Origin of the sequence: Anaeromyxobacter terrae, assembly GCF_022690685.1 — a bacterium.
GTDB classification, from domain to species: Bacteria; Myxococcota; Myxococcia; order Myxococcales; family Anaeromyxobacteraceae; genus Anaeromyxobacter; species Anaeromyxobacter terrae.
In genome coordinates, this window is sequence record NZ_JALCYY010000002.1 from 60,633 (window position 1) to 85,167 (window position 24,535).

Genomic DNA, 24,535 nt, shown 5'->3' on the forward strand with positions numbered 1-24,535 from the left:
CACGCAACCGCCTTGGATCACTGCTTTTCCTGAGCCATCGCGGCACCCGGCACCCGGATTTCGTTGCTGCGCCCACCGCGATGCCGTTGCGCTGATCGGCCGGTGCGCGCTGCCGCGCGGGCGCGGCGCCACTAGGGTTCGATCTCGGGCACGGTGCTCGGCGGGTGGCGGGGAGCGGGGGGATGAAGCGGCTGTTCGGCGGCGACTGGTTGGCGGGTCCGGTCCATGACGCGCTGCGCGACCGCGCGATGGTCGAGCAGAGCCTCCCCGCCGCGACGCGCGCCGTGGTGGTGGACGGCGTCCGCGGCTGGCTCTTCCCGGTGACGACCACGGCGGGCGACCTCTTCCAGCTCTTCCTCTGGTTCGACGGTGCCGTCTACCAGGTCACGGTCGCGAGCCCCGACGTCTCGGGCCACGACCCGCACGCCTGCCACCTGTTCCCGCACGGCCGGATCTGCCTGTCCGCGGATCCGGCGGGCGGCATGCCCACGCTCCAGGCCGCCTACGCGAAGAGCGTGCTGTGGGCGAACGGCTTCAGCGAGTTCCAGCGCACGGGAGCGTTCCCGTTCTGAACCCCGGAGGAGAAGCCATGTCCGATGCCACCGTCGCAGATCTCCGTGAGCTGTTCCTCGACGATCGGCGCACCGAGGACGCACCGCCCCGAGAGCGGCGCCGCCGCGTGTTCGTCGATCCGGCGGGGCGCATCGTGATCGGCGACCGCCAGCCGCGCGGGGACGAGGGCCAGTCGCTCTCCGAGATCCACCCGGCCGTCTTCGCCTGACGCCCGTGCGCATCCTCGATGCGGTGCTCCGCGCCCTCGAGGAGGAGATCGCGGCGCATCCGCCGGAGCGCGGCGGCGCGCTCGTCGGCCCGCGCGGCGTACCCCTCGTCACGCAGCTCGTCCCCGATCCGGAGGGGGCGGCCACCGCGGCGAGCTACCGCCCCTCGCGCGCGCTCGACGCGCGCGTCAAGGCGCTCGAGCGCCAGGACGGGCTCGAGCTGAAGGGCATCGTCCACTCCCACCCTCCTCTCCTCGACGCGCCGTCCGCGCAGGACGTAGCGGAGCTCGCGGAGGGCCTGCGCCTCAACGGCCACCTCTCGACCTACCTCGCGCCCATCGTCACGCGCTGCGAGCCCGGCGATCGCGTCGCGCCGCACGCGCTCGCGCTCGCGGCGGGAAAGGTGTCGTTCTTCGGCGCCTGGCGCGCGGGCGAGGGCCACGCGGCCGTTCGGCCCATGCGAGTGGCCGTGGTGCCGCTCCTGCGCGACGCGCAGCGGCTCGCGCGCGCGCTCGGCGGCGAGGTCGCGGGCCTCCCCGTCGTGGACGTCGCGGAGGCGGGAGACGCCGCCCTCCCTGCGGCCCGGGTGATCGCGAGCGGGCTCGAGCTCCTCGTGGTCGTGGGGGACGGCTACCCGGCGCTGCCGCCCCTCGTGCTGGCCACGCCCGCGGGCGGAGAGACCGAGCAGCTCGAGCTCGCGTGGCCGCTCGGCGTCGCGGAGGAGGACCGGCTCGCGGCGGCGGTGCGCGCCGTCGTCATCCCGCCGGGCCCCTACCGCGGCGCCTTCGGGCCGCGCGGCGGACCGGCGCTCACCGCCGACCGGGAGCGGGCGCGGCTCGCCGGATGGGGACGGCTCCTCGCGGGCGGCGATCCCACGGCCGAGGCGGAGCGGCTCCGGGGGGCGCTCTTCGCGCGGAGCGCCGGGCTCGTCTCGGACTCGCTGCGCCAGCGGACGGTGCTCGTCGCCGGGTGCGGGTCGGTCGGGTCGTACCTCGCCGAGGAGCTCGCGCGGAGCGGTGTGGGCGCGCTCGCGCTCGTGGATCCCGAGCCGGTCGAGGGGGAGAACCTCTCGCGCAGCGGGTACGAGATCGGGGATCTCGGACGCCCCAAGGTCGAGGCGCTCGCGCGGCGCGTCCTCGCCGTCCAGCCCGCGATCCGCCTCGCGCTCCACCCGAGCACGGTCGATGCGCTCGGGTCCCCCGCGCTCGACGCGCTCGTCCGGGCGGCCGACCTCGTCCTCGCCGCCACCGACGATCCCGCCGCGCAGCGCCTCCTCGACCGGTTCGCCTACGCGCGCGCCCGGCCGGCGCTCTTCGTGGGCCTGTACGCGGGCGCGCAGGGCGGCGAGGTGGTGATGACGGTCCCGGGCAGGACGCCCTGCTACCTCTGCGCGACGCGCACGCGCGGCGCCCTCGCGAGGGAGAGCGGCGGCGCGCGCGAGGTCGACTACGGCACGGCGCGGCTCCGCGGCGAGCTCGCGATCGGGGCGGACGTGCACCACGTGGCGAGCGCGGCGGCGAAGCTGGGGCTCTCGCTGCTCCTCGCGGGGAGCGGCGCGCCGCTCGCGGCGCTGGCCGAGAGCGCGCTCGCCGACGGGACGCCGTACCTCACCACCTCCACCGTGCCCGGCTACTGGTTCTATCCGCAGGTGTTCGGGGACACGCCGGGGCAGCACGCCTACCAGAGCGTCTGGCTCACGCCCGCGTCGCGGGCGGAGTGCCCGGTGTGCGGCGATCCCTCCTACCGCGTGGACCCGTTCGAGGTGCCGCTGCGCGCCCCGCGCGCGTCGGCCTTCGCGGACGTGCTGCGCGAGGGCGACCGGAACGGCGACTGAGGCGGAGACCAGTGACGGCGGCCGCGTCGGTCAGCGCGACGGCGGCTGGACCTCCGACTCCTCCTCGAGCGCGGGGACGATCTGCTCCTGGCGCGCCTTCGTCTCGCGCGTCGCCGCGCCGGTGCAGCAGAACGGCGCGACCGCCTCCGCGAGGCGGACGAAGGCGGCGATCTCGCGATCGAGCCGCGCGGCGAGCGCGGGGTCCCGGAGCCGCCCGTCGGCGTCGAACGCCTCGCTCGCGTGGGCGAGCGCGAACATGTCCGGGAAGACGAGCGCGCCGCAACCCTCGAGCGGGATACGGGTCTGCCAGAGCCCGCGGACCCCGCCCATCGGCGAGGGGGACGCCGCGAGGAGGTACACGCTCCTGCCGCGCCACGGCATCGGGCGCGCGCGCGACACCCAGTCGAGGGCGTTCTTGAGCGGCCCGGCGATCGAGTAGTTGTACTCGGGCGCCGCGAGGAGGATCGCGTGCGCCGCCTCGACCCGGCGCTTCAGCTCGAGCGCGCCCGCCGGGAGGCCGCTCGCCCGGTCGACGTCGCCGTCGTAGACCGGCATCGCGAACTCCGAGAAGCGGGCGAGGTCCACGTCCGCCCCCTCGCGCCGCGCGATCTCGCACGCGAGCGCGACGAGCTTGTGGTTCAGGGATTCCTTCCGCATCGACGCCGCGAACGCGAGCAGCCTCATCCGACCACCCCCGGGCACGCGCCTCGGCTGCCCGCCGAGAATGTACGCAGCGCGCGAGGAGTGGCGGTTCCGGCGCGTGGGCTCCCCCTCCGGCCCGCCCGCCGTGCGCCCCCCCTCGGCGGGGCGCCTCGTGACCGCCGCGGGCGATCAGCTCCACCGCTCCATGACCACGCGCGTCTCCGTGTAGAAGCGCACCGCGTCCTCGCCGGTCGCGTGCAGGTCGCCGAAGAACGAGCTCTTCCAGCCGGCGAACGGGAAGAACGCCATGGGCGCGGCGACGCCGACGTTCACGCCGATCATCCCGGCCTCGACGTTGCGCCGGAAGTACGCCGCCGCCTTGCCGCTCGAGGTGAAGATGCTCGCGGCGTTGCCGTAGCGGGAGCGGTTCGCGAGCGCGACCGCCTCCTCGACGCTCCTCGCCCGCACCGTGGCGAGCAGGGGCCCGAAGATCTCCTCCCGGGTGAGGGCCGAGTCCGCCGCGACGCGGTCGAGGATCGTCGGGCCGATGAAGAAGCCGTCGCCGCCGGCCGGCGCCTCACGCCCGTCGACGACGAGCGCGGCCCCCTCGGCGAGCCCGGCCTCGATGTACCTGCGCACGCGGGCGCGGCTGTCCTCGCGGATGACCGGCCCCATCGCCGAGTCCGCCGCGAAGGGATCGCCCACCCGCGTCGCGCGCGCCTCGGAGGCGAGCCGCTCGAGGAGCGGCTCCGCCGCCCCGCCCACCGGCACGAGCACGCTCCCGGCGAGGCAGCGCTGGCCGGCCGCGCCGAACGCGGAGCCCATCACCGCGGAGACGGTGAGGTCGAGATCGGCGTCGGGCAGCACGAGGAGGTGGTTCTTCGCCCCTGCCATCGCCTGGACGCGCTTGCCGCTCGCCGCCGCCCGCGCGTAGACGTGGCGGGCGACGCCCTCCGACCCCACGAACGACACCGCCCGAACGAGCGGGTGGTCGAGCAGCGCGTCCACGGCGTCGCGGCCGCCGTGCACGACGTTCAGGACGCCGGGCGGCAGCCCCGCCTCCTGGAAGAGCTCGGCGAGCCGGAGCCCGGTGGAGGGCGTGCGCTCCGACGGCTTCAGGACGAAGGTGTTCCCCGCCGCGACGGCGATGGGGAACATCCAGAGCGGGATCATCGCCGGGAAGTTGAACGGGCAGATGCCCGCGACGACGCCCACCGGGACCCGCCAGCTGTGCGAGTCGATGCCGCGGGCGATCCCCTCCACCGTGCGCCCCTGGGCGAGCGTCGGCATGCCGCAGGCGAAGTCCACCACCTCGATCCCGCGCCGCACCTCGCCCCGGGCGTCGGGGAGGAGCTTGCCGTTCTCCCGCGAGACCGAGGCCGCGAGCGCCTCCTGCTCGCGCTCGAGGAGCGCCTTGTAGCGGAAGAGCACCTGGACGCGGTCCGGGACCGGGATCGCGCGCCAGCCCGGGAACGCGGCCGCCGCAGCGCGGACCGCGACGTCCACGTCGGCGGGCCCGCAGAGCGGGACCCGCGCGACGGTGCGGCCGGTGGCGGGCTCGAGCACCGGCGCGGTCTCGGCGGCCGCCGCCGGGCGGGACGCGCCGTCGACGAGGAGCGGGAGCGTCGCGGGCGCGGCGCCCTGGGGAGCTGACGAGACGTTCGCGGCCATGACGGCGACCTCCGGCCTCGTCACTTCACCGCGCCGACGGTGAAGCCGGCGATGAAGCGGTCGAGGAACAGGTTGTAGACGACGGCGATCGGCAGGCTCGTGATGAGGCAGGCGGCCATGAGCGAGCCCCAGTAGTAGACGTCGCCGCGCACGAGGTAGATGGGCACGCCCACGCCGACCGTCTGGTGCTCCGCCGAGGAGATGAACGTGAGGGCGTAGACGAACTCCTGGGTGACGAGCGTGAAGGAGAAGATGACGACGGTGAGGATCCCGGACACGGAGATGGGGATGACGAGCTTCACGAAGGCGCCGAAGCGCGTGAGCCCGTCCACGAGCGCCGCGTCCTCGAGGTCGCGCGGGATCGCCTTGAAGAAGCCCATGAGCAGCCAGATCGAGAACGGGACGGTGAAGGTCGGGTAGGTCACGATGATCGCCCAGAGCGTGTCCTGCAGACCGAGCCACGACACCACGCGCGACATCGGGATGAAGAGCAGCGTGGGCGGGACGAGGTAGGTGAGGAAGATCCCGATCCCGAGCTGCTGCCCAAACCGGCCGGTGAGCCGCGCGAGCGCCCAGGCCGCGGGGACCGCCAGCACGAGCGTGATCGCGACCACCGCCGCGCCGGCCACGGTGGTGTTCCAGAACCAGCGGAGGAACAGCGTCTCGCGGAAGAGGAGCCGCAGGTGATCGAGGGTGGGCGCGGCGTTGAAGACGAACGGGTCGTGCTCGACGTTGTACAGGTCGCTCGTCTGCTTGAACGTCGTGATCGCCATCCAGTAGAAGGGGAACGCGAGCAGCGCCGCGAACCCGATCACGATGAGCCAGCGCCCGAGGCGCGTGAGCGGCGATCTCCGCGGGCCTCCCATCGGAGCCTCCCTCCGCTACACCACCTCGGCGCGGTGGGCGACGCGCAGCATGAGCGCGGCGACCGCGACGAGGATGGGGACGAGGAACATCGAGATGGCCGCGCCCTCCGCCAGGTCGGAGCCGAGCACGCCGGTCTGGAACGCGAGCGACGGCAGGACCTGGGTCGAGTCGTAGGGCCCGCCCCGGGTGAGGATGTAGACGACGGTCATGTCGGTGAAGGTGAAGACCACGCCAAATAGGACGGCGACGTTGATGATCGGCCGCATCATCGGGAGGGTGATCTCGAAGTGCGTCCGCCAGAAGCCCGCGCCGTCCACCGCCGCCGCCTCCGGGAGCTCCTTCGGGATCGAGGTGAGCCCGGCGAGCAGGATCACCGTCGAGAACGGGATCATCCGCCACGAGTGCACCGCGATGACGGACGCCATCGCGAGCGCCGGCCTGCCGAGCCACATCGGGGGGTCGAAGAGGTTCACGAGGTGCATCTTCGCGAGGACCCAGTTCACGACCGAGTAGATCGAGTCGAGGATCCACTTCCAGCCGATGGCGCCGAGGCTGATCGGCGCGACCCAGGGCAGGAGGATGAGAAACCGGACGAGCCCGCGCCCCCGGAACCGCTCGCGCAGGGCGAGCGCGAGCGCGTTCGCGCAGACGATGACGATCACCTGCGAGGCGATGGTGAACACGAACGAGTTCACGAGCGCCCGCCGGAAGCTCGGGCTCTCCACGACGCTCCGGAAGTTCTCGAGGCCGACGAACTCGTAGCCCACCGACCCCACCGTCACGTCGCCGACGCTGTAGAGGAAGGCCAGCACGAGCGGCAGCCCGAGGAGCGCGGCGATGTACACGAGGGCGGGCGAGAAGAGGGCGACGCCGAGCCGGGTCGCGCCGCTCACCCGGCGGCGCCGGCGGGGCGCCGCCCGCTCGAGCGCGGCCCCGGTCACCGCCACGACAGCTCCCGCGGCGCGGCGCGCTTGCCGGTCGCCCGGTCGAAGAACTTCACCTCGCTCGCCGGCACCGCGAAGTCGTGGGCGGCCCCCTCCCCGAGCCCTCCGCTCGCGGCCGTGGCGACGCGCGAGACGACCTTCCGGCCGTCGAAGCGGCCGCCGTCGATGACGCCGTGCAGGATCCGCTCCGAGCCGAGGAACTCGACGAGCCGGATCCGGAGGCGGATCGGCGCGCTCGGGCCGCGGACCATCTCCGCCGGGACGACGCTCTCCGGCCGGAACCCGGCGATGAAGTCGGTGTCCTCGACCAGGTTCATCGGCGGCGAGCCGAGGAACGTCGCGACGAAGGTGTCGGCGGGCTCGTCATAGACCTCGTGCGGCGTCCCGATCTGCCGGACGATGCCCTTGTTCAGCACCACGATCCGGTCCCCCATCGACATCGCCTCGACCTGGTCGTGCGTGACGTAGATCGTCGTGGTGCGCACCCGCTTGTGGAAGGAGGTGAGCTCCTCGCGCGCGGAGGCGCGCAGCTTCGCGTCGAGGTTCGAGAGCGGCTCGTCGAGCAGGAACACGGTCGGCTCTCTAACGAGCGCGCGCGCGAGCGCCACCCGCTGGCGCTCGCCGCCGGAGAGCTCTCGCGGCTTGCGTGCGAGGAGGTGCTGGATTCCGAGGAGGCTCGCGGCCCAGTCGACCCGCTCGCGGCGCTTCGGCTTCGGCACGCCGTGCGCCTTGAGCGGGAAGCCGATGTTCTGCTCGACCGAGAGGTGCGGGTAGAGCGCGTAGCTCTGGAAGACCATGGCGATGCCGCGCGCCCGCGGCGGCAGGTCGGTGACGACGTCGCCGCCGATGAGCACGTCGCCGCGAGTGGGCTCCTCGAGCCCGGCGATCATCCGGAGGAGCGTCGACTTCCCCGAGCCGGAGGGGCCGAGGAAGACGAGGAACTCGCCGTCGCGGGTGACGAGGTCGACGTCGTTGACCGCGCCCTCCTCCGCCTTCTTGAACACCTTCGTGAGCTTGCGCGTCTCGACGACCGCCACGGCGCCTCCCGTTATGGGGGGGGGGGGGCCCCCCCCCCCCCCCCCCCCCCACACCCCCCCCCCCCCCCCCCCCCCCCCCCCCCCGCCGCGCCCCCGCCCCCGGCGGGGGGGGGGGGGCGCCCCCCCCCGGGCCGCCACCCCCCCCCCCCGGGGCCCCACCCCTGCTCGCCGGGGCCCTGCGCCACCGCGGGCGGCTTCGCCGCGACCGCGCTGGCGCCCCGGCGGCTCGCTTCGCTCGTCTACGGTCAGGCGGTCTTCCACTTGTCCCAGATGCGCTTCAGCTCCTTCTCCGCTGCCTTCGCGGAGTCCTCGGGGGAGAGCTCGTCCCGCGCGACCTTCGCGAACATCGTGGGGAGGACGAAGGTGTTGAACGCCTCGTCCACCGCGGCGGTGGCGTACCCGGGGTAGCCGACGTTCGTCGCCCACTCGAGCACGTTGCCGAGTACGGCGTACTTGTCCGGCGGCACGCCCTTGGGGTCGTTCGCGATCTGCTGCTTCAGGTCGGGCACGGTCTTCGGGAAGCACGGGAAGTTGTAGAACTCGCTCGCCTTGAAGGCCTCCGCGAACGCGTCGATGTAGTCGACGAGGAACTGCTTCGCGCCCTCCGGGTTCTCGGCGAATCGCCAGATCGCGTAGCAGTCCATCACGTGCTCGGCGGCCATGCGGCGCACCGGCCCCTTGAGCGCGGGGACGATCTGGATCTTCTTCGACATCTCCGGGTTCTCCTTCTCCGCGGTGCGCGTGACGGAGATGGCGTTCGCGACGAAGGAGAGCTTGCCGGCGAGGATGCCGCGGTTGTTGGACGAGGGATCCCAGGTGAACACCTCCCCCGTCTCCGCCTCCTTGTAGAGCGCGCGCATGTACTTGAGCGCCTCGATGGTCTGGGGGGAGTTGATGACGACGCGCCCCTCGGCGTCCTGCTCGGACGCGCCGAACGACCACATGACCGCGCGCACGGCCATGTTGGTGTCGAGCTCCTGCGACAGCCCGATGCCCACCGGGTTCCCGAACTTGTCCTTGATGGCCTTGCCGCCCTTGCGCAGGTCGTCCCAGGTGTCGGGGCCCTTCGGGAAGCCGACCTGCGACCAGAGGTCCTGGCGGTAGTTGCCGGGATCCGGCACGTAGCTGTCGGAGAAGGCGAAGTACTTCTTCGTCTTCGGGTTGAAGGTGGACTTGTGGCCGAGGTCGATGGGCTTGCCCCACTTCTTCTCCACCGCCTGGTAGATCTCGGTGTGGTCGATGACCTGCTTCTCGTACGCCGCGGGGGGCGAGAGGAACATGAACAGGTCGTGGCCCCGCTGCGCCGAAACCTCCGCCGCGGCGCGCGCGTTGATCTCGCCGATGGCGATGTGATCGACCACCACCTGCACGCCGTGCTTCGCGCCCCACTGCTTGCAGAAGACGCCGTCGAACCACTTGTCGTAGCCAGGGACGAAGTGGCTCCACTGCACGATCTTGAGCGTCTTCTGCTGCGCGCGGACGTGCCGCGGGGTTCCCCCCGCCGCCGCCGCGAGGGCGCCGACGCCCGCCGCCTTGAGGATCTCCCTGCGCGTCAGGCCCCGCCTTCGATCGCTCGCCATGCCCGCCTCCCTCCGTCACACGATGGGTGACGTACGGAGAGGGCCCTAACGGCGGCGCCGGAGGCGGCACGGGCCGGACGGGGCTCCCGCAGCGCGTCGCGGCGCGTCAACGGCGGGCCGACCGAGCGCTGCCTCGGCCGCGCGGGCGTTATAGTTTGTATCCAAACCGCCTGAGGAGCGCCTTGCGCTCGGCGACGTCCGCGTCGCCCTCCACGCCGAGCGGCGCGCCGCCGTCCACGACGCCGAGGATCCCGCGGCCGGCGTCGGTGCGCGCGACGAGGACCTCGACCGGGTTCGCAGTGGCGCAGAAGATCGTGCACACCTCGGGCACGAGCTTGAGCGCGTTCAGGACGTTCACCGGGAAGCCCTCGCGCAGGAACACCACGAAGGAGTGGCCCGCGGCGATCGCCTCGGCGTTCTTCACCGCGAGCGCGACGAGCCCCGGGTCGTTGCCGGACCGGCGGACGAGGCGCGGGCCGGACGACTCGCAGAACGCGAGCCCGAACTCGAGGTGCGGCGAGGAGCCGGCGAGCACCTCGTGCAGGTCCTCCACCGTCTTGATGAAGTGCGCCTGGCCGACGATCACGTTCACGTCGTCGGGCTTCTCGATTCGGACGGACGAGAGCTCCATCGCTGCCTCCGGGGACGGACGGCGCGATCATCGCCGCGCGCCCGGAGCGCGGCGCGGCGCGAGGTGGGTTGCCTCCCTCGGGCTGCGCGGACGACGAGGCCCGGCGCGCCTGCCGGCGGCCGGGCCTGGGTGAACGCCTGCGGGGGACCGGGTCAGCCGATCTCGAGCCAGGAGAACCACACCGGGTGGTTCGCCTTGTACCACTCGAGCACGCGCCGGATCGCGGCCTGCTTCTCCTTCGGCATGACCCGCTCGTCCACCCGGTCGAGGTGGACGCGGATCTTCTCGCCGTCGTGCTCGAGCGCCTGCGAGAGCATCGTCTGGAGCTCGTTCCGGATGCGGCCGGAGTCCGAGATCTTCACCGCGCGGCTCGCCGGATCGACGCCGGCGAGGAAGCGCGAGAGGAGCGGGCTGAAGATGAGCCGCGTCTCGTCGAGCGACTCCATGAGCCGGAAGGTGAAGGTCATCTTGGCGGACGCCTGGCGGGTCGCGAGCCGCGTCGTCACCTTGTAGACCCCGTCTCGCACCTTCGTGACGCCCGGCGCGCCGCTGTACGGGTCGTCGCACATGTAGCCGAGGCTCGCGAGCACGCCCCACTTCTTCTCGGGCAGGAAGTCGTCGGCCCGGATGACGCGCTGCTTGAGCGGCATCGCGGCGGCCTCCGCCTCCTCGATCGCCTCGGCGTAGGACTTCACCTCCCCCGCCTCGAGCACCTTGCCCCCGAAGAGCTCGCCGAGCCGCCGCGCGAAGTCGGGGGCGTGCGGGTCGAGCTGCATGAGCTTGCCCTCGGCGTCGCAGGGCAGCGTGAACGCCGGCGAGAACGTGGCCATCGTCGTGTCCACGTCGAGCACCGACGAGAGGCTCGCGGCCTGCATCGCCTCCGCGGTCGCGGCGTAGCCGTCGCAGAGGAAGACGTGCGTCGCCCCGGCGCCGTCCGCCCAGCTCCCCACGAGGAACGTCGGCGCGTAGGTGCCGGAGTCCGTGAAGACCTCGATGCCGGAGGGCGCCTTCCAGCCGTCCTCCACGAGGTGCGCGCCCAGCGCCTTCCACTCCTCCCATAGCTTCCCGAGCCGGCCGACGCGGCTCTTCCCGCGCAGCGTCCAGACGTGGACGTTCTCGCGCCGGATGCCCGGGTAGGTGGCCTCGATGGCCGCCATCACCTGCTTGCGCGGAGTGCGGTAGTCGAGCAGCACGGAGTCGCGCTCCGCCGAGGCGGCGACCTTCCGAGGCAGCGTGAGACAGCCCATGTACGACTCGTACGGGCGCGACACGGTGAGCGGCGAGTCGAACAGGTGGAACACCGCCATCGGGCCGGTGGGCTTCCCCTCGGCGAAGCGGGAGGTGTTCTCGAGCGTGTCCACCGCGGCGCCCCACACGGTGATGCCGCGGTCCTGGAGCCAGCCGTAGAACTGCTCGAAGGTGTGGCCTGGCTCGTTGAGCAGCCGGCGGACGCGGCGGTCCACGATGCGCGCCACCTCGGGCCGGGCGTAGACGCGGCCGAAGCCGAGCAGCGGGTTCGCGCCCATCTCCGGCGTCTCGCCGGCCTTGGGCATGAGCCCCTCGCCGAGCGAGACCATGATGGCGTGGTTCTCGGGGAGCGTGCGCGTGGTGGTCCAGAGGCCCTCGCTCATCACGTAGGCGCTGATGGCGTCGGCGTTCTTCTTCACCTGGTTGTAGGTCGCCTTGTCCTTCCCCGCGCCGGCGCCGTAGTCGCCGAAGAGCTTCGTGCCGAGCGCGGTCGCCGCCGAGGTCATGGCGAGGCACCGCGCGATCCCGCGGGGGGTGAAGCTGTGGGCGGACACCGGATCGGCCTGAAAACGCTCGACCTCCACGTCCTCCAGCCAGAGGTGGAAGCGCAGGAGCACCGGCCGGGTGTCGAAGGCCCACTGGGCGATGAGGTTGCGCTTTTCGATGTCTTGCACGGGGGTCTCCGGAGGGCGGGGTTCGGAAGGCGCGGGCATTTTATGAACTCGCGGCGGACCCGGAGCCACTTTGCGGCCTTCCGACCCCACGCGAGACGGATCGGAGGAATCGAGGAAGCGACGCCGTCGCGTCAAGCGAAAGCGTTGCGCGCTGCGCCAACGTCACGAGGCTCCGGGAGCGGCGCGCCCGCGAGCGCGTTAACCTCGCGGCGTGCACGGCCTCCCGCCCCTCTCCGCGCTCCTCGCCCAGGAGCCCCTCTGGTCCCCCTCCCCCCCGGACGCCGCCCGCTTCGAGCGGGACGCCGGGGCGAGCCCACCGCCCGAGCTCGCGGCCGAGCTCCGCTGGTGGCGTGCGCTCGCGGCGGGCCGGGCGCACCGCTGGGACGAGGTCTCGGTTCTCGCCGAGGCGGGCCTCGGCCACCCGTTCTCGGAGCGCGAGACGGTCCGGCTCGCCTTCCTGCACTGCCTCTCCGGGGACCTCGCCCAGGCGGAGCACCTCGTCGCGCAGGCGGTCCAGACCGCCAGCGACGAGGCCCTGCCCCGGCGCTTCGCCGAGTGGTGCGAGCAGGAGGGGCTCCTCGCCGCGGCGGCGCGTTTCAGGTGAGCTCGGCGCACGCTCCCGGGCCTGCGGCGGGCGTCCTCGCTCCTTGCGCCTGCGACGCACTGCTAGGCGCCGCTGTGCGCGGCTCCCCTCGAAGGAGCGCCTCGGCGCGCGTCGCTGCGGTTGCCCGCCTCGGCTCCGGTTTCGTGCGCCTCGCGAGCTCGAAGGCTCGTGCGGTCAGTACCCGTGCCCGCCGCGGTGCTCGCCCTCGCGGATCTTGCCGCGGAAAACCCAGTAGATGAGGCCCGTGTAGCCGAGGACGAACGGCATCCCCATCGCGGCGATGATCGCCATGTTGCGCAGGGTCGGGGCGGTGGAGGAGCCGTTGCGGATCGTGATCGACAGGGCGGGGTCGAGGCTCGAGGTGACGAGGTTCGGCCACTGGGCGAGCCCGAACAGCACGACGAGCCCGGCGACGGTCACCGCGGAGGAGGCGAACGCCTGGAAGTAGCGCCGCTGGTAGACGGCGCGCGGGACGTTCCCCGCCGCGACCACGTTCAGGACGACGACGCCCCACGCCCACGGCAGGTGGGCGAAGTTCGCCGTCGCGCGCGGGATGGCCACGAGCGTGAAGATCGTGGTGAGCAGGTAGAGCACCGAGAACACGCCCGCGGCGCTCCACGCCCAGCGGCGCACCTCCTCGTGCAGCTCCCCCTCCGTCTTGATGAGGAGCCACACCGCCCCGTGGAGCGCGAAGAGCGAGAGCGCGAAGGCGCCGACGAGGAGCGCGTACGGCGAGAGGAGCCCCGAGAGCGCCACCTGCGCCTCGCCGTCCGCGCGCACCGGCAGCCCCATCATGACGTTCCCGACCGCGGCGCCGAACAGGACCGGCGAGAGCGCGCTCGCGAGGAAGAACGCGAAGTCCCAGGTGTTGCGCCAGGCGCGCGACGGACGGCGGCTGCGGAACTCGATCGCCACGGCCCGGAAGATGAGCGCCAGGATGAGCAGCATGAGCGGCGTGTAGAGCACGCTGAAAGCCGTCGCGTACGCCCGCGGGAACGCGGCGAAGAGCGCGCCGCCGAAGGTGACGAGCCAGACCTCGTTCCCGTCCCACACCGGCCCGATCGCGTTCAGCATGACGCGGCGCTGCTCGTCCCGCCGCGCGAGGAGGTAGAGCGTCCCGACGCCGAGGTCGAAGCCGTCGAGCACCGCGTACCCGGCCAGCAGGACTCCGAGGAGGACGAACCAGAGCGCCTGGAGGTCCATCACCGCCTCCCCTCGCCGGCGAGGTGGGAGCGCCCCGGCTCCTCGTAGGTGGCCGCGACGTCGGCGAGCTCCTTGCCGCCGGTGTGGTCCGGGGGCGGTACCGCCGGCGGCGGGCCGGCCTGGATCTTCGCGTTCATGACGTAGACCCAGACGAGGAAGAGGCCGACGTAGACGAGCCCGAACAGCACGACGGACTGGAGCACCTGGCCGCTCGTCACGGAGGGTGAGAACGAGTGCTCGGTGCGGAGCAGGTTCCACACCGTCCACGGCTGGCGGCCCACCTCCGCGACCACCCAGCCGAGCTGGTTCGAGGCGTAGGTGCCGAGCACCGCGAACACGAAGATCCACAGGAGCCAGCGCGTCCGGAAGAGCGTCCCCTTCCGCTGGAGCCACAGGCCGAGGAGCGTGAGCGCGATGAACGCCGTGCCGAGCGCGACCATCAGGTGGAAGGCGTAGAACGGCACGGCCACGGGCGGGCGCGCGTCGGGCGGCACCGAGGCGAGCCCCTGGATCGAGGCGGTGGGGTCGCCGTGAACGAGCAGCGAGAGGCCGCCGGGGATCGCGACGCCGAACGCCACCCGGCCCTCCTCCGGCCGCGGCACGCCGAACACGTGCAGGTCCGCCGGCCCGTCCTCGAAGTGCCCCTCCATCGCGGCGAGCTTCGGCGGCTGGTGCTCCGCGACGATGCGCGCGCTCTGGTCGCCGGTGACGAGCAGGAGCGCGGAGAAGATCGCCCCGAACCACAGCGCGACCGAGAAGCTCCGGCGCGCGAACTCCTCGTGCCGGCCGCGCAGGAGGTAGAAGGCCGAGATGCTGAGGACGAAGAACGCGCCGAGCACGTAGGCGCCGTTGAGGGTGTGCAGGAGCCTGCCCACCGTCGAGGGGTTCAGGACCGCGTCCCAGAACCCCGTGATCTCGGCGCGCCGCGCGGCGCCCTCGCCGACGACCCGGAACCCGGCCGGCGTCTGCTGCCAGCTGTTCGCGACGATGATCCAGATCGCCGAGAAGACGGAGCCGAGCGCGACGAGCACCGCCGAGACGAAGTGCATCCGCGGCGACACCCGGTCCCAGCCGAAGACGAGCACGGCGAGGAAGCCCGACTCGAGGAAGAACGCGAAGATGCCCTCCGCCGCGAGCGCGGAGCCGAAGATGTCGCCCACGAAGACCGAGTAGCGCGACCAGTTCGTGCCGAACTGGAACTCCATCACGACGCCGGTCGCGACGCCGATGGCGAAGTTCGCCGCGAAGAGCGCGGTCCAGAAGTGCGCGGCCGAGTGGTAGACGGGATCCTTCGTCCGCAGGTACTTCCAGAGCAACACCGCGATGACCGCCGCGAGCCCGATGGTGAGCGGTGGGAACAGATAGTGAAACATGATCGTCAGCGCGAACTGCACGCGCGAGAGCGTGAGGACGTCCATCGGCGCTCCTTCGCGGGGAGGTCCCTCGCCGCGCGAGGGGTCGCTAGAAGGTGCGCCCCCCACGCCGGAGCGTGAAGGGAGAACCGCCCGTTCCCGGGGGGCCCCGCCGAACGGGCATGCGCACCCGCGCGCGCGACCTGATGCCCTCCGCCGGTTTGCTTACGCCTCGCGCGTGACTCGACACGGGCCTCCGGCGCCGGCAAGGAAACCCGACCCCTCACCCAGCGGCGCGCCGCCGCCCAGCACGCGGTGAGGCGTCAGCGAGCGGGCCCGCCGGGCTCCCGGTCCGGCGGCTCGCCCGTGCCGCCCTCCACCTCGACCCCGTAGCCCCGCGGATCGAGGCCGTGGCGGAAGGCGATGCTGATCCGCGGCCCCGCCCGCGCGACCTTGGGGACGCAGTGCTGCCACGTCCGCTGCGTCCGGCCTCCGGTGACGAGCAGGTCGCCGCGGCCGAGCGCGAACGCGAGGGGCCGCCCCGCGCCCTTCCGGCGCAGGAGGAACCGGCGCGGCTCCCCGAGCGACACGAGCGCGACGATGGGCTCCGCGATGCGCTTCTCGATCCGGTCGCCGTGCCACGCGACCCCGTCCCCGCCGTCGCGGTAGAGGTTGAACCCGGCGGAGTCGAGCTCGACGCCGTAACGGAGCGACAGCGCCCGCCGCATCTCGTCCACGATCACGGGCTCGAGCGGGACCCCGGACGCCGCGCTCCAGGGCGCCGTGAGCCGGGGCTCCTCCACCTCCCGGTCGTACATCCAGCGCTTGCGCCGGCCCCAGCGCCGCGTGCGGAGGAGCTCCTCGAACAGCGCGTCGGAGCCGGAGACCCACCCCGGCGCGACCTCGATCCAGCACTCCGCGTCGAGCTCGATGCGGCGCACCGCGCCGAACGAGCGGTCGAACGAGGGCGCGGCCGAGTCGAACAGCGAGGGCTGGAAGCGGACGGACGTCACCGCGGGGATCGATAACCCGGCCCGGCGGCGCCGCCACGGCCGCGTCAGCGCCCGATGGCGAGGACGAGCTTGCCGCGCCCGTGCCCGGAGTCGAGCCGGCGGTGGGCCTCGGCCGCCGCCTCCAGCGGGAGCACCGCGTCGACGAGCGGCCGGAGCTTACCCTGCTCCACCAGCCGCGCGAGCTCCTCGAGGCGCCGCCCCTCGCGCGAGAGGAACACGCCGTGGAGCGTCTGGTTCTTGAGGTAGAGCGGGGTGAGGTCGCCGTCGCAGCCGAGGATGGTAGCGATCCGGCCGAACGGGCGCGTCGCCTCGGTCGAGCCGGGCACCGTGCTGCCCCCCACGGTGGTGAGCACGGCGTCCACGCCCTGCCCGCCGGTCTCGCGGAGCGCGGCCTTCACGACGCTCTCGGCGCGGTAGTCCACGCAGACGTCCGCGCCGAGCGCGCGCAGCGTCTCCTGGTTGTCCGGGCCGGCGGTGGCGATGACGCGCGCCCCGGCCGCCTTCGCGATCTGGACCGCGAACGAGCCGACCCCGCCGGCGCCGCCGTGGATGAGCACCGTCTCCCCGACCTGCACCGCGAGGCGCCGCACGAGCGCCTCGTACGCGGTCCCGCCCGCGAGCGGGATCGCCGCCGCCTCGGCGTGCGAGAGCCGCGCCGGCTTTCGGGCGGCGATCGCCGCGGGGACCACGCCGTACTCGGCGTACGTGCCGTGCGGGTTTCCGAAGATCTCGGGCGTGTAGAACACCTCGTCGCCCTCGCGAAAGCGGGTGACGCCCGGGCCGACCGCCTCCACCACGCCGGACGCGTCGTAGCCGATGATCGCGGGGAGCTCGAGCTGCGCCCAGGTGCCGGAGTGCCGGATCTTGGCGTCGACCGGGTTGGTGCCCGACGCGACGATGCGGACGAGGACCTCGCCGGGACCAGGGGTGGGCCTCGGGACCTCGCGGAGCTCGAGGACGTCCGGGCCGCCGAACTTCGGGAGCACGATGGCGCGCATGCGGGCGAATTAGCCCCCTCGCGGCGCCGCCGCGGGCCGTCCTTGGGGCTGCGGCGACGAGCCCGTCCCGCGCCGGCGCGCCGGGGAGGAACTAGGATTGGCAGGTGTCCAAGGCGTTCACGAGCGAGGAGACGCCCGATCTCGGCCCCATCGTGCGGGCGCCGCCGCGGGTCGCCCCCGGCGAGGTCAGGTACGTCACGCCGGAGGGGCACGCGGCGCTGCGCCAGGAGCTCGAGCGCCTTCGCGAGGCGCGGGCAGAGGCGGCATCGCTGCCCGAGCACGCGCGCGCCGCACGGCTCGCCGAGCTCGACCGGCGGGCCGCGCTCGTCGAGGGGACGCTCGCCGCCCTGACGGTGCTCGGCCCGGAGAGCGTGCCCGAGGGCCGGGTAGGGTTCGGAACGTGGGTGGTCGTCGAGGACGAGGATGGGCGCACGCACACCTGGCGGGTGGTGGGCCCGGACGAGGCCGACGCGCGCCGTGGGCTCGTCAGCGTGAGCTCTCCGGTGGCGCGCGCGCTCCTCGGACACGAGGCGGGCGACACCGTGGAGGTGGAGCTCCCTGCGGGGCGGCGGGAGTACACGCTGCTCGAGGTACCGCGCAGGAGGTAGCTCGCGCCCGCTTCGGGGCGTCCTTCAGCCTCGCGACCGAGCGCGTCCCCCGAACACGGGCGGCCGCCCCCCTCGCGTTGTCCGCAACGGCTCGGTAGCATCACTCCACCGTCCGGCGACGCGGCGCCTCCTCGCGCCCGCGGCGATCCGCCGGGCCGGTGAGCGTCGTATGAGCGGAGCGGGGACGACCGCAGTCGGGTGGGCGCGTGGCCTCGCGGCCGCGGCGATGCTCGCCGCCGGCTGCATGGCGGGCCATGCGCCTCCGCCGCGCGAGACCGCCGCGCCGGGCGCCCCGCAGGCGATCTTCTTCGGCTCGAGCACGGTCGCCGGCACCGGCGCCTCCCGGCCGGATCGGCGCTGGACCACGCTCCTCGCGCGTCACGCAGGGTGGCGCGAGGTGAACGAAGGACTCCCGGGCTCGACGCTCACCGACGTGACGGGACGGCCCGCGCCATCGGGAGAGCTCCGCTGGCGCGCGCTCGCGACGAGTGGCGTTCACCCCGCCGTGGTGGTCGTGATGTACGGCGCGAACGACGCGATCGCCGGCGTGCCGCTCGGCGATGCTGGCGCGCCCGGGACGTTCCGGCACGCGGCCGCGTCCGTGCTGCGGGGACTCCGCGCCGAGTTCCCGCGGGCGGTGCTCGTCGTGTGCACGCCGCAGCCGGGGCGGCGGCTCGAACGCACGCGCCGCGCGCCCTACGACGCCGCGCTCGCGGACGAGGCGCGGGCGGTCGGCGCAGTGGTGGTGCGCGGCGACGAGGCGTTCGCGGCGGACGCGCTGCCGCGCTTCGCGGCGGACACGATCCACCTCAATGACGCTGGCCACGCGGCGCTCGCCGCGCACATCGAGCGCGCGCTCCTCGACGCGCGCGTCATCCCGGAGCCGCACGTCGCGAACGCCGACTTCGGCGCCGACGGCGCGCTGATGCCGTGAAGCTCATTCGCGGATCGCGAGCTGTCGTCTAGCGCTCGCCGACCAGGAGCGGCGTGGCCGGGGCCGCCTCATCCGGCGCGCGCTCGCCCGGCCTCGAGACGACCCAGCGCCCCTCGGGGCCGGGCTTGAGGACCGCGTGGACCTTGAGCGAGATGCGGGAGGAGCGCGGATCGATCTCGTGGTGCTGCGGCAGGTTCAGGTAGTAGAGCCGCGTCGCGGCGCCGAACCGCAGCCGGCAGAGCGGCGCCCCGCCGAAGTCGTCCACCGAGTACTCCTCGTTGCGCACCGGCGCGAGCCGGTGATGCGGGCCGAGGACGACGGAGGACGCGCCATAGGTGGCTCCGGAGTCGCGCTCGCCCATGACGCTCTCGCCGGAGCAGTTGCCGAACACCGTCACCGTGTCGCGCACGCCGGGTGTGTCCTCGAGGTACTCGCCGTAGAAGCCCGAGAGGACGTCCCGGTAGACGCGGTGCTCGGGCTTGGGGTTGCTCTGCACGACGAAGAGCGCGTCGAGCGTCTGGCGCGATCGGAAGAACAGCTGGTTCGCGTGGTCGATGATCGCGCGGATGTTGGACTCGTAGAGGTTCCGATACACGTAGTCGAGGCAGACGAGCACCATGAAGTTGAACGGCGTCGCCTCGTTCCGGAACAGGTAGAAGTGCCGGCCGCGGTACTGGTCCTCGTACTTGTCGAGGAACTCCTCGGCGCGGAACGGGTGCGTCTTCGCCTCTAGGAACACGCGCAGCCGGCCGTCCGCGTCCTTCACGGCCACGCACCCGACGTTCACGGGCACGTCGAGCACGTCGCCGGAGTCGATGTCGCGATCGACGAGCGGGATCGCCTCCCCATTGTCGGACCTGAAGCGCTCGAGCAGCCCGCGGTAGGTCCTGAGCCGCACGTGCTCGAGCCCGAACATCGTCACGGTGCTCGGGCGGAAGCGTGTCGCGACGAGATCGAGCAGGGCGTCCAGGCGCTCGATCGGGACGCAGCTCTCCGGGAGCATGAGGAAGTGGAGCTTCTTCAGGTTGCCCGGACCCTCGTCGACGAGGCCGAGGACGGAGCGGATGATCCGCCACTGCCCCTCCGGATCGGCGATCCGCCACCCCTCCTGCGTCCGTCGCAGGTGGTTCGGGATCTGCGCGATGAGGCAGTGGAGGTGGTGCCCGAGCGGGTACGCGAGCCTCAGCCGCTTGTCGATGATGCGGACCATCCGCTGAGGCTACGGTCCGCCTCATCCCGCCGTGAACCGCCCCCGGCGGGCTCGTGGCTCGACGGGCTCACCACGAGCGGCACCGGCCTGCTACGCGGAGGCCCGCTTGTCCCACTTGCCCTGCTTGCGAAGGCCCTCGACGATCTCCTGCGCCCGCTCGCGCAGCGCGAGGTAGTCGGTCTTCGCGACCCGGTTCAGGGGGAGCGTCCCGGCCTCGACCACCTCGACGTGGCTCGGCCGCGCGTACGAGGCGATGCTCGCGCACGCCTGGCTGACCTCCTCGGGCGTCACGGCCTGCTCTGCGGCGCACTCCACGAACAGCACGATCGCCTCCGCCCACACGGCGTGCTCGACTCCCACGCACGCGGCGGAGCTCACCCGCCCCCCGAGCGCGCCGACGACGTGGTTCTCCACGTCGCCCGGGAAGACCTGGAACCCCTTGGGCTTGATGGTGAGCTTGGCGCGCCCGGCGAGCCGGAGCCCCTTCTCCGTGTACGCGCCGAGGTCGCCCGTGTAGCAGACCCCGTCCCGCGAGACTGCCCTCGCGGTCGCCTCCGGGTCGTTCAGGTAACCGAGGAACACCTGCGGGCCGGAGAAGCAGATCTCGCCGATCTCGCCCGGCGGGAGCTCGGGTCCGGCCGCTCCGTCGGCGCCCATCGGGCCGCGGACCGAGATCGGGCAGAGCGGCGAGTCGAAGCCGATGCCCTCGGCGAGGTCGTCGGCGGTGGCCCCGAGCGCGGTGTACGTGCAGAACCCGGAGGTCTCGGTGAGCCCGAGCCCGGTGCCGATCTCGGGGGCCATCTCGCGCAGCCGATCGAGGAAGGCGCGCGGGACGCCCTGGCCGCCGTAGATGGCGGCGCGCAGGCTCGAGAGGTCGAGCTCGCGGTAGCGCCGGTGATTCCACTCGAGGTTGAAGAGCGCCGGGATCTGCCCGACCACCGTGACGCGGTGCTGGGCGATGGCCTCGAGGCTCTTCTCGGCGTCGAAGATGTGGAGGAGCACCGAGGTGAGCCCGGCGTGGATCGCCGTGCCGAGGAGCTCCGTCGTGCAGCCGACGTGCGAGGGCGGCAGGTTCACGAGCAGCCGGTCGCCGTCCTTCAGGCCGAAGCCGACCGCGAGGCCGACGTTCTGAACGAGGATGCTCTCGTGACACAGGAGCGCGGGCTTCGGCGAGCCGGTCGAGCCGGTCGTGAAGATGACGAGGCAGCCGTCGCGCCGGCCGACGTGCCGGCGCGCGCGCCGCACCGTGCCGAGGAGCCGCGCGCGGACGTAGGCCCCCTTGATGCCCTTCGTGAAGTCCTTCACCCAGGTCGCGCCGGGCAGGATCCCGGAGGGCTCCTTCTGGAACTGGACCCAGTGGCGCACGCTCGCGCAGCCGCCGACGACCTCGCGGAGCACGGGCAGGAGCGCCGGCGCCCCCGCGAAGAAGTAGCCCTTCGGCTGGAGCTTCTCGAGGCAGGCGCGGAGCTCGCCCGCGCGCAGGCGGAGGTCGAGCGGGGCGGCGACGACGCCGATGCGGTAGCAGGCGAGGACGAGGAAGACGTGCTCCTTGAGGAGCGGCAGGCTCGTCGCGAGGACGTCGCCCTTCCGGAACCCGCTCGCGAGGAGCTTCGCCGCGAACGCGTCCACCGCGGTGTCGAGCGCCTTCCAGGTGACCGTCTCGCCGGTGTTGTGCTCGACGAGGGCGATCGCGCCGGGGGTCCGGCGCGCGTGCAACGTCACGTAGTCGGCGATGTTGTCGGAGAGCGCGGCGGCGCGGGCGCGGCAGTCGGCGTCCTGGGCGGGCGTCTTCATCGATGGGCTCCTCGTCGGCGGAGCCCCGCGCGGCGTCGGCGGGGCGAGCCTCCGAAAGCCTGGGGTTCTACCCCACCTCCGCCGCGCGATGAAGCCCGCGCCGGGCGAGCTCGTCATCGTGGCGCTGATCGCTCGAGTCCACCCCGCCCACCGCCGCCCTTCGACAGGCTCAGGGCGAGCGGTCTTCGATCCGCTCGGGCTGAGCTTGTCGAAGCATGGAGCGGGGGAAGATCGACGCAAGCGGCCACGGCCATCAGGCCGCGACCGTCGCCCCGGCCGTCTTTCGCACCGCCTCGAGCTCGATGGAGATCTCCACCTTCTCGCCCACGAGCACGCCACCGGTCTCGAGCGCCGCGTTCCAGACGAGCCCGTAGTCGCGCCGGTCGAGCGAGGCCTTCGCCGAGAAGCCAGCGCGCTCGTTGCCCCACGGGTCCTTGCCGGTGCCGGCGAACTCGGCCTCGAGCGTCACCTCGCGCACCACGCCGTGGAGCGAGAGGTCGCCCACGATCCTGAGCGCGCCGCCCGCCTGCTCGACGCGCTTCGAGCGGAAGGTGATCTCCGGGTGCGCCGCGGCGTCGAGGAAGTCCGGCGAGCGGAGGTGCGCGTCGCGGTCCGCGACGCCGGTGTCGATCGACGCGGGATCGATCGTGACCTCGACCGAGGAGCGGGCGAGGTCCTGCGGGTCGAGCTGCACGGTGCCCGCCCAGCGGCCGAAGCGGCCGTGCACCTTCGAGATGACCATGTGGCGCACGGAGAAGTGCACCGCGGAGTGTCCGACGTCGATGTCCCAGGGGGTGGTCGCCATTTCGTTTCCGTCCTTTTCGTTCGGCGCGTCTCGCGCTCGATGGAGGGAGTCTTGCTATCGTTCCGGATACGGCGCAATCTGCCTATGCGCATATCTCCGTTCCACTGGAGGAACGATGGACCTCAACCTCCTCACCGTCTTCGAGGCCGTCGCGCGGAGCCGCAGCTTCTCCGCCGCCGCGAAGGAGCTCGGGCTGCCGAAGTCGTCGGTGAGCCGTGGCGTCGCCCGGCTCGAGGCGGAGCTCGGCGTGCAGCTCCTCCTCCGCACGACCCGGCAGGTGGCGCTCACGACCGCGGGCACGGCGCTCTACGACCGGGCCGCGCCGCTGCTCCGCTCGGTGCAGGCGGTCCTCGGCGAGGTGCCTTCCCGGGAGGAGGAGCCGAGCGGCGTGCTCCGCGTGACCGCGCCCGTCGACCTGGGGGTGCTCTTCCTCGCCGAGGTGGTGACGCGCTACACGGCGCGCTACCCGTCGGTCTCGGTGGACCTGCACCTCACCGGCCGCGTGGTGGACCTCGTCGCCGAGCGCTTCGACGTCGCGCTGCGGGTCGCCGCGAAGCTCCAGGACTCCACGCTCGTCGTCCGCAAGGTGGCGCCCATCGTCGCGCGGCTCTTCGCGTCGCCGCTCTACCTCGCCCGCCGCGGCACGCCACGCTCGGAGGCCGAGCTCGAGGAGCACGACCGGGTGATCTTCCGCGGCGGCGCGGAGAAGCTCCGCCTCGGGACCGGGCGCGAGCCCGCGGACCTGACCGGGCGGGCGCGCATCGTCTGCGACGACCTCCTGTTCGCGCGCGACGCGGTCCGCGCCGGCGCGGGCATCGGCCTGCTCCCCTCCTTCGTGGCGGAGCCCGACGTGGTGGCCGGACGCCTGGTGCGGGTCCTCCCGCGCCACGAGCGCCTGGCGGGGACGCTCCACGTGGTGACGCCGGCGGCGAAGCACGTGCCGCGGAAGGTCAGCGCGTTCCGGGAGCTGGTGGTGGAGCTGGCGGGGACGCCGCGGGGGCTTCAGCCTCCCCCGTGACTCGCCGCCGACTGCCTCAGCGCGGCCTCGGCCGTGCGCAGGACCCTCGGGCCGTCGGCGTAGGGTGCGACCCGCACCGGCGGGTACTCCCGCATCCGCTGGACGAGCGCCTCCGCCTCGCCCGCGAGCAGCGCGTCGCACTGGTCGTACACGCCGCCGGGCTCCTCCTCGCGTGCGTCGTGCGGTACGAGGATGGATCGGAGCTCGGTCACGAGCTCCGCGGTGGGGGTCGGCACGAGCAGCGACGCGAGGGCGCCGTGCTCGATCCGGAGCTGGCGCGCGGCCGGGAGCGGCTCACCGCCGCGCGCCCGGCGGGTGGCGGGCAGCAGGATCTTCTCCTCGAGCGCGATGTGGCGGAGCAGCCCGGCGCGGAAGGCGTCGAACGCCTCGCGGTCCAGGGTCCCCGGGACGGGGACGGCGCGGTCGAGCAGCGCGTCGAGGTACGCGTGATCGTCCGTGAGGTGGCGAGCGATGGGCCCGGCGGCGGTGAGGCGCATCAGTCCTCCTCGTCCTCGGCGGCGCCCATGAGCAGCCGGTGCTGGGCGTCGCGCACCATCCGGTCAGCGACGCGGAACGCCGCCAGGGCGAGCTCCTCGTCCGGGCGTCCCGCGTCGCCCTCGTGGCCGGCGGCGAGGAGCGCGAGGAGCGTCCAGTCCTCGGCGGAGATGGCGAGGTGCGTGTCCGGCCGGTAGCCGTCGGCCGTGGCGCGGAACGGCTCGAGGTCGCCGTGGACGGGGCGGAGCACGAGGAACCGCCCGCGGCGGCGCTCCCGGTGGGCCTCGACGATCCACTCGCGCCGCGCGGAGTCGCGGGTCCGCGCCGAGCCGAGCAACCCCGCGTCCGTCCGCTGCACGGCGCCGAAGGCGGCCTGCGCGTCCGGCGCGAGCGCCTTCCCGTTGGGATGCGCGGCGGCACCGCTCTCGTAGCGGCGCACGACCTCGCCGGGTTCGTAGGGCATCGGGCGCTCCGGAGGGGCGGCGCGGGTCCGGGCGACCGTCGCGCGCGCCGTACGATGGTTTCTAGGCAGGCGGCCGCCCGGCGTCAACGCGAGCCGCGGGGCGGCCGCTCCGAAATGGATGTCCGCGCGGC

The 24,535-nt window shown here is 73.2% G+C and carries 24 protein-coding genes; 7 read left to right on the forward strand and 17 right to left on the reverse strand.

Annotation, left to right across the window (positions count from 1 at the left end):
- The first annotated feature begins 182 nt into the window (after nt 1–182).
- Genes MNY62_RS01090 through MNY62_RS01100 form a run of 3 tightly spaced genes read left to right on the forward strand, consistent with a single transcriptional unit; the run spans nt 183 to nt 2,613 of the window.
- Complete coding sequence (locus MNY62_RS01090; RefSeq protein ID WP_242342241.1) at nt 183–572, forward strand: hypothetical protein; 390 nt, start codon at nt 183–185, stop codon at nt 570–572.
- A gap of 17 nt (nt 573–589) precedes the next feature.
- A complete protein-coding gene (locus MNY62_RS01095; RefSeq protein ID WP_242342242.1) occupies nt 590–781 on the forward strand; it encodes a hypothetical protein in 192 nt (63 codons plus the stop codon).
- Nucleotides 782–786: 5 nt separating this feature from the next.
- Nucleotides 787–2,613, forward strand: a complete 1,827-nt coding sequence (locus MNY62_RS01100; protein ID WP_242342243.1) for a ThiF family adenylyltransferase — start codon at nt 787–789, stop codon at nt 2,611–2,613.
- A gap of 30 nt (nt 2,614–2,643) precedes the next feature.
- On the opposite strand, the gene MNY62_RS01105 is transcribed toward MNY62_RS01100, so the two are convergent.
- The 8 genes from MNY62_RS01105 to MNY62_RS01140 form a co-directional block, all read right to left on the reverse strand.
- Nucleotides 2,644–3,297, reverse strand: coding sequence for an NADPH-dependent FMN reductase (locus MNY62_RS01105; protein ID WP_242342244.1), 654 nt, complete (start codon nt 3,295–3,297; stop codon nt 2,644–2,646).
- A gap of 147 nt (nt 3,298–3,444) precedes the next feature.
- Nucleotides 3,445–4,926 (reverse strand): CoA-acylating methylmalonate-semialdehyde dehydrogenase, encoded by a 1,482-nt coding sequence (locus MNY62_RS01110; protein ID WP_242342245.1) that lies wholly within the window; start codon nt 4,924–4,926, stop codon nt 3,445–3,447.
- A 20-nt stretch (nt 4,927–4,946) separates the two neighbouring features.
- Nucleotides 4,947–5,792 carry a carbohydrate ABC transporter permease gene (locus tag MNY62_RS01115; protein ID WP_242342246.1) on the reverse strand — a complete coding sequence of 282 codons (846 nt, stop codon included), beginning with the start codon at nt 5,790–5,792 and terminating at the stop codon, nt 4,947–4,949.
- 15 nt (nt 5,793–5,807) lie between these two features.
- Nucleotides 5,808–6,740, reverse strand: a complete 933-nt coding sequence (locus MNY62_RS01120; protein ID WP_242342247.1) for a carbohydrate ABC transporter permease — start codon at nt 6,738–6,740, stop codon at nt 5,808–5,810.
- A complete protein-coding gene (locus tag MNY62_RS01125; protein ID WP_279426191.1) occupies nt 6,731–7,774 on the reverse strand; it encodes an ABC transporter ATP-binding protein in 1,044 nt (347 codons plus the stop codon). The genes MNY62_RS01120 and MNY62_RS01125 overlap by 10 nt, the downstream gene beginning before the upstream one ends.
- A gap of 245 nt (nt 7,775–8,019) precedes the next feature.
- On the reverse strand, nt 8,020–9,354 hold the full coding sequence (locus tag MNY62_RS01130) for an ABC transporter substrate-binding protein (protein WP_242342248.1): 1,335 nt from the start codon (nt 9,352–9,354) through the stop codon (nt 8,020–8,022).
- Between the two features lie 148 nt (nt 9,355–9,502).
- Entirely contained in the window at nt 9,503–9,985 is a 483-nt protein-coding gene (locus tag MNY62_RS01135; protein ID WP_242342249.1) for an adenosine-specific kinase, read from the reverse strand.
- Between the two features lie 152 nt (nt 9,986–10,137).
- A complete protein-coding gene (locus MNY62_RS01140) occupies nt 10,138–11,907 on the reverse strand; it encodes a hypothetical protein (RefSeq protein WP_242342250.1) in 1,770 nt (589 codons plus the stop codon).
- 211 nt (nt 11,908–12,118) lie between these two features.
- Here MNY62_RS01140 and MNY62_RS01145 point away from each other — a divergent pair, with 211 nt between their 5' ends.
- Nucleotides 12,119–12,511 carry a hypothetical protein gene (locus MNY62_RS01145; RefSeq protein ID WP_242342251.1) on the forward strand — a complete coding sequence of 131 codons (393 nt, stop codon included), beginning with the start codon at nt 12,119–12,121 and terminating at the stop codon, nt 12,509–12,511.
- Nucleotides 12,512–12,685: 174 nt separating this feature from the next.
- On the opposite strand, the gene cydB is transcribed toward MNY62_RS01145, so the two are convergent.
- From cydB to MNY62_RS01165, 4 genes are all read right to left on the reverse strand, one after another.
- The gene (gene cydB, locus MNY62_RS01150; RefSeq protein ID WP_242342252.1) at nt 12,686–13,714 is read right to left on the reverse strand and encodes a cytochrome d ubiquinol oxidase subunit II; all 1,029 of its coding nucleotides are present in this window, start codon (nt 13,712–13,714) and stop codon (nt 12,686–12,688) included.
- On the reverse strand, nt 13,714–15,132 hold the full coding sequence (locus MNY62_RS01155; RefSeq protein ID WP_242342253.1) for a cytochrome ubiquinol oxidase subunit I: 1,419 nt from the start codon (nt 15,130–15,132) through the stop codon (nt 13,714–13,716). Before MNY62_RS01155 ends, cydB begins: the two co-directional genes overlap by 1 nt.
- Nucleotides 15,133–15,389: 257 nt before the next feature.
- Nucleotides 15,390–16,079: an alpha-ketoglutarate-dependent dioxygenase AlkB gene (locus tag MNY62_RS01160; RefSeq protein WP_242342254.1), complete on the reverse strand. Its 690-nt coding sequence runs from the start codon at nt 16,077–16,079 to the stop codon at nt 15,390–15,392.
- A gap of 44 nt (nt 16,080–16,123) precedes the next feature.
- Complete coding sequence (locus MNY62_RS01165; protein ID WP_242342255.1) at nt 16,124–17,077, reverse strand: zinc-dependent alcohol dehydrogenase family protein; 954 nt, start codon at nt 17,075–17,077, stop codon at nt 16,124–16,126.
- Nucleotides 17,078–17,181: 104 nt separating this feature from the next.
- Between MNY62_RS01165 and MNY62_RS01170 the strand changes: the two genes are divergently transcribed.
- A complete protein-coding gene (locus tag MNY62_RS01170) occupies nt 17,182–17,685 on the forward strand; it encodes a GreA/GreB family elongation factor (protein ID WP_242342256.1) in 504 nt (167 codons plus the stop codon).
- 169 nt (nt 17,686–17,854) lie between these two features.
- Nucleotides 17,855–18,619 carry an SGNH/GDSL hydrolase family protein gene (locus tag MNY62_RS01175; protein ID WP_242342257.1) on the forward strand — a complete coding sequence of 255 codons (765 nt, stop codon included), beginning with the start codon at nt 17,855–17,857 and terminating at the stop codon, nt 18,617–18,619.
- Between the two features lie 28 nt (nt 18,620–18,647).
- Here the strand turns inward: MNY62_RS01175 and MNY62_RS01180 are convergent, their stop codons facing one another.
- The 3 genes from MNY62_RS01180 to MNY62_RS01190 form a co-directional block, all read right to left on the reverse strand.
- Nucleotides 18,648–19,829 carry a hypothetical protein gene (locus MNY62_RS01180; protein WP_242342258.1) on the reverse strand — a complete coding sequence of 394 codons (1,182 nt, stop codon included), beginning with the start codon at nt 19,827–19,829 and terminating at the stop codon, nt 18,648–18,650.
- Nucleotides 19,830–19,919: 90 nt separating this feature from the next.
- Nucleotides 19,920–21,623, reverse strand: coding sequence for a class I adenylate-forming enzyme family protein (locus MNY62_RS01185; RefSeq protein ID WP_242342259.1), 1,704 nt, complete (start codon nt 21,621–21,623; stop codon nt 19,920–19,922).
- A 253-nt stretch (nt 21,624–21,876) separates the two neighbouring features.
- Complete coding sequence (locus tag MNY62_RS01190) at nt 21,877–22,428, reverse strand: YceI family protein (protein WP_242342260.1); 552 nt, start codon at nt 22,426–22,428, stop codon at nt 21,877–21,879.
- 115 nt (nt 22,429–22,543) lie between these two features.
- Between MNY62_RS01190 and MNY62_RS01195 the strand changes: the two genes are divergently transcribed.
- The gene (locus MNY62_RS01195) at nt 22,544–23,446 is read left to right on the forward strand and encodes a LysR family transcriptional regulator (protein WP_242342261.1); all 903 of its coding nucleotides are present in this window, start codon (nt 22,544–22,546) and stop codon (nt 23,444–23,446) included.
- Here MNY62_RS01195 and MNY62_RS01200 read toward each other — a convergent pair.
- Both MNY62_RS01200 and MNY62_RS01205 read right to left on the reverse strand, forming a co-directional pair.
- Nucleotides 23,431–23,943 carry a hemerythrin domain-containing protein gene (locus MNY62_RS01200; protein WP_242342262.1) on the reverse strand — a complete coding sequence of 171 codons (513 nt, stop codon included), beginning with the start codon at nt 23,941–23,943 and terminating at the stop codon, nt 23,431–23,433. The two genes, MNY62_RS01195 and MNY62_RS01200, sit on opposite strands and share 16 nt — an antisense overlap.
- Nucleotides 23,943–24,404: a hypothetical protein gene (locus tag MNY62_RS01205; RefSeq protein WP_242342263.1), complete on the reverse strand. Its 462-nt coding sequence runs from the start codon at nt 24,402–24,404 to the stop codon at nt 23,943–23,945. Before MNY62_RS01205 ends, MNY62_RS01200 begins: the two co-directional genes overlap by 1 nt.
- Nucleotides 24,405–24,535 lie beyond the last annotated feature (131 nt).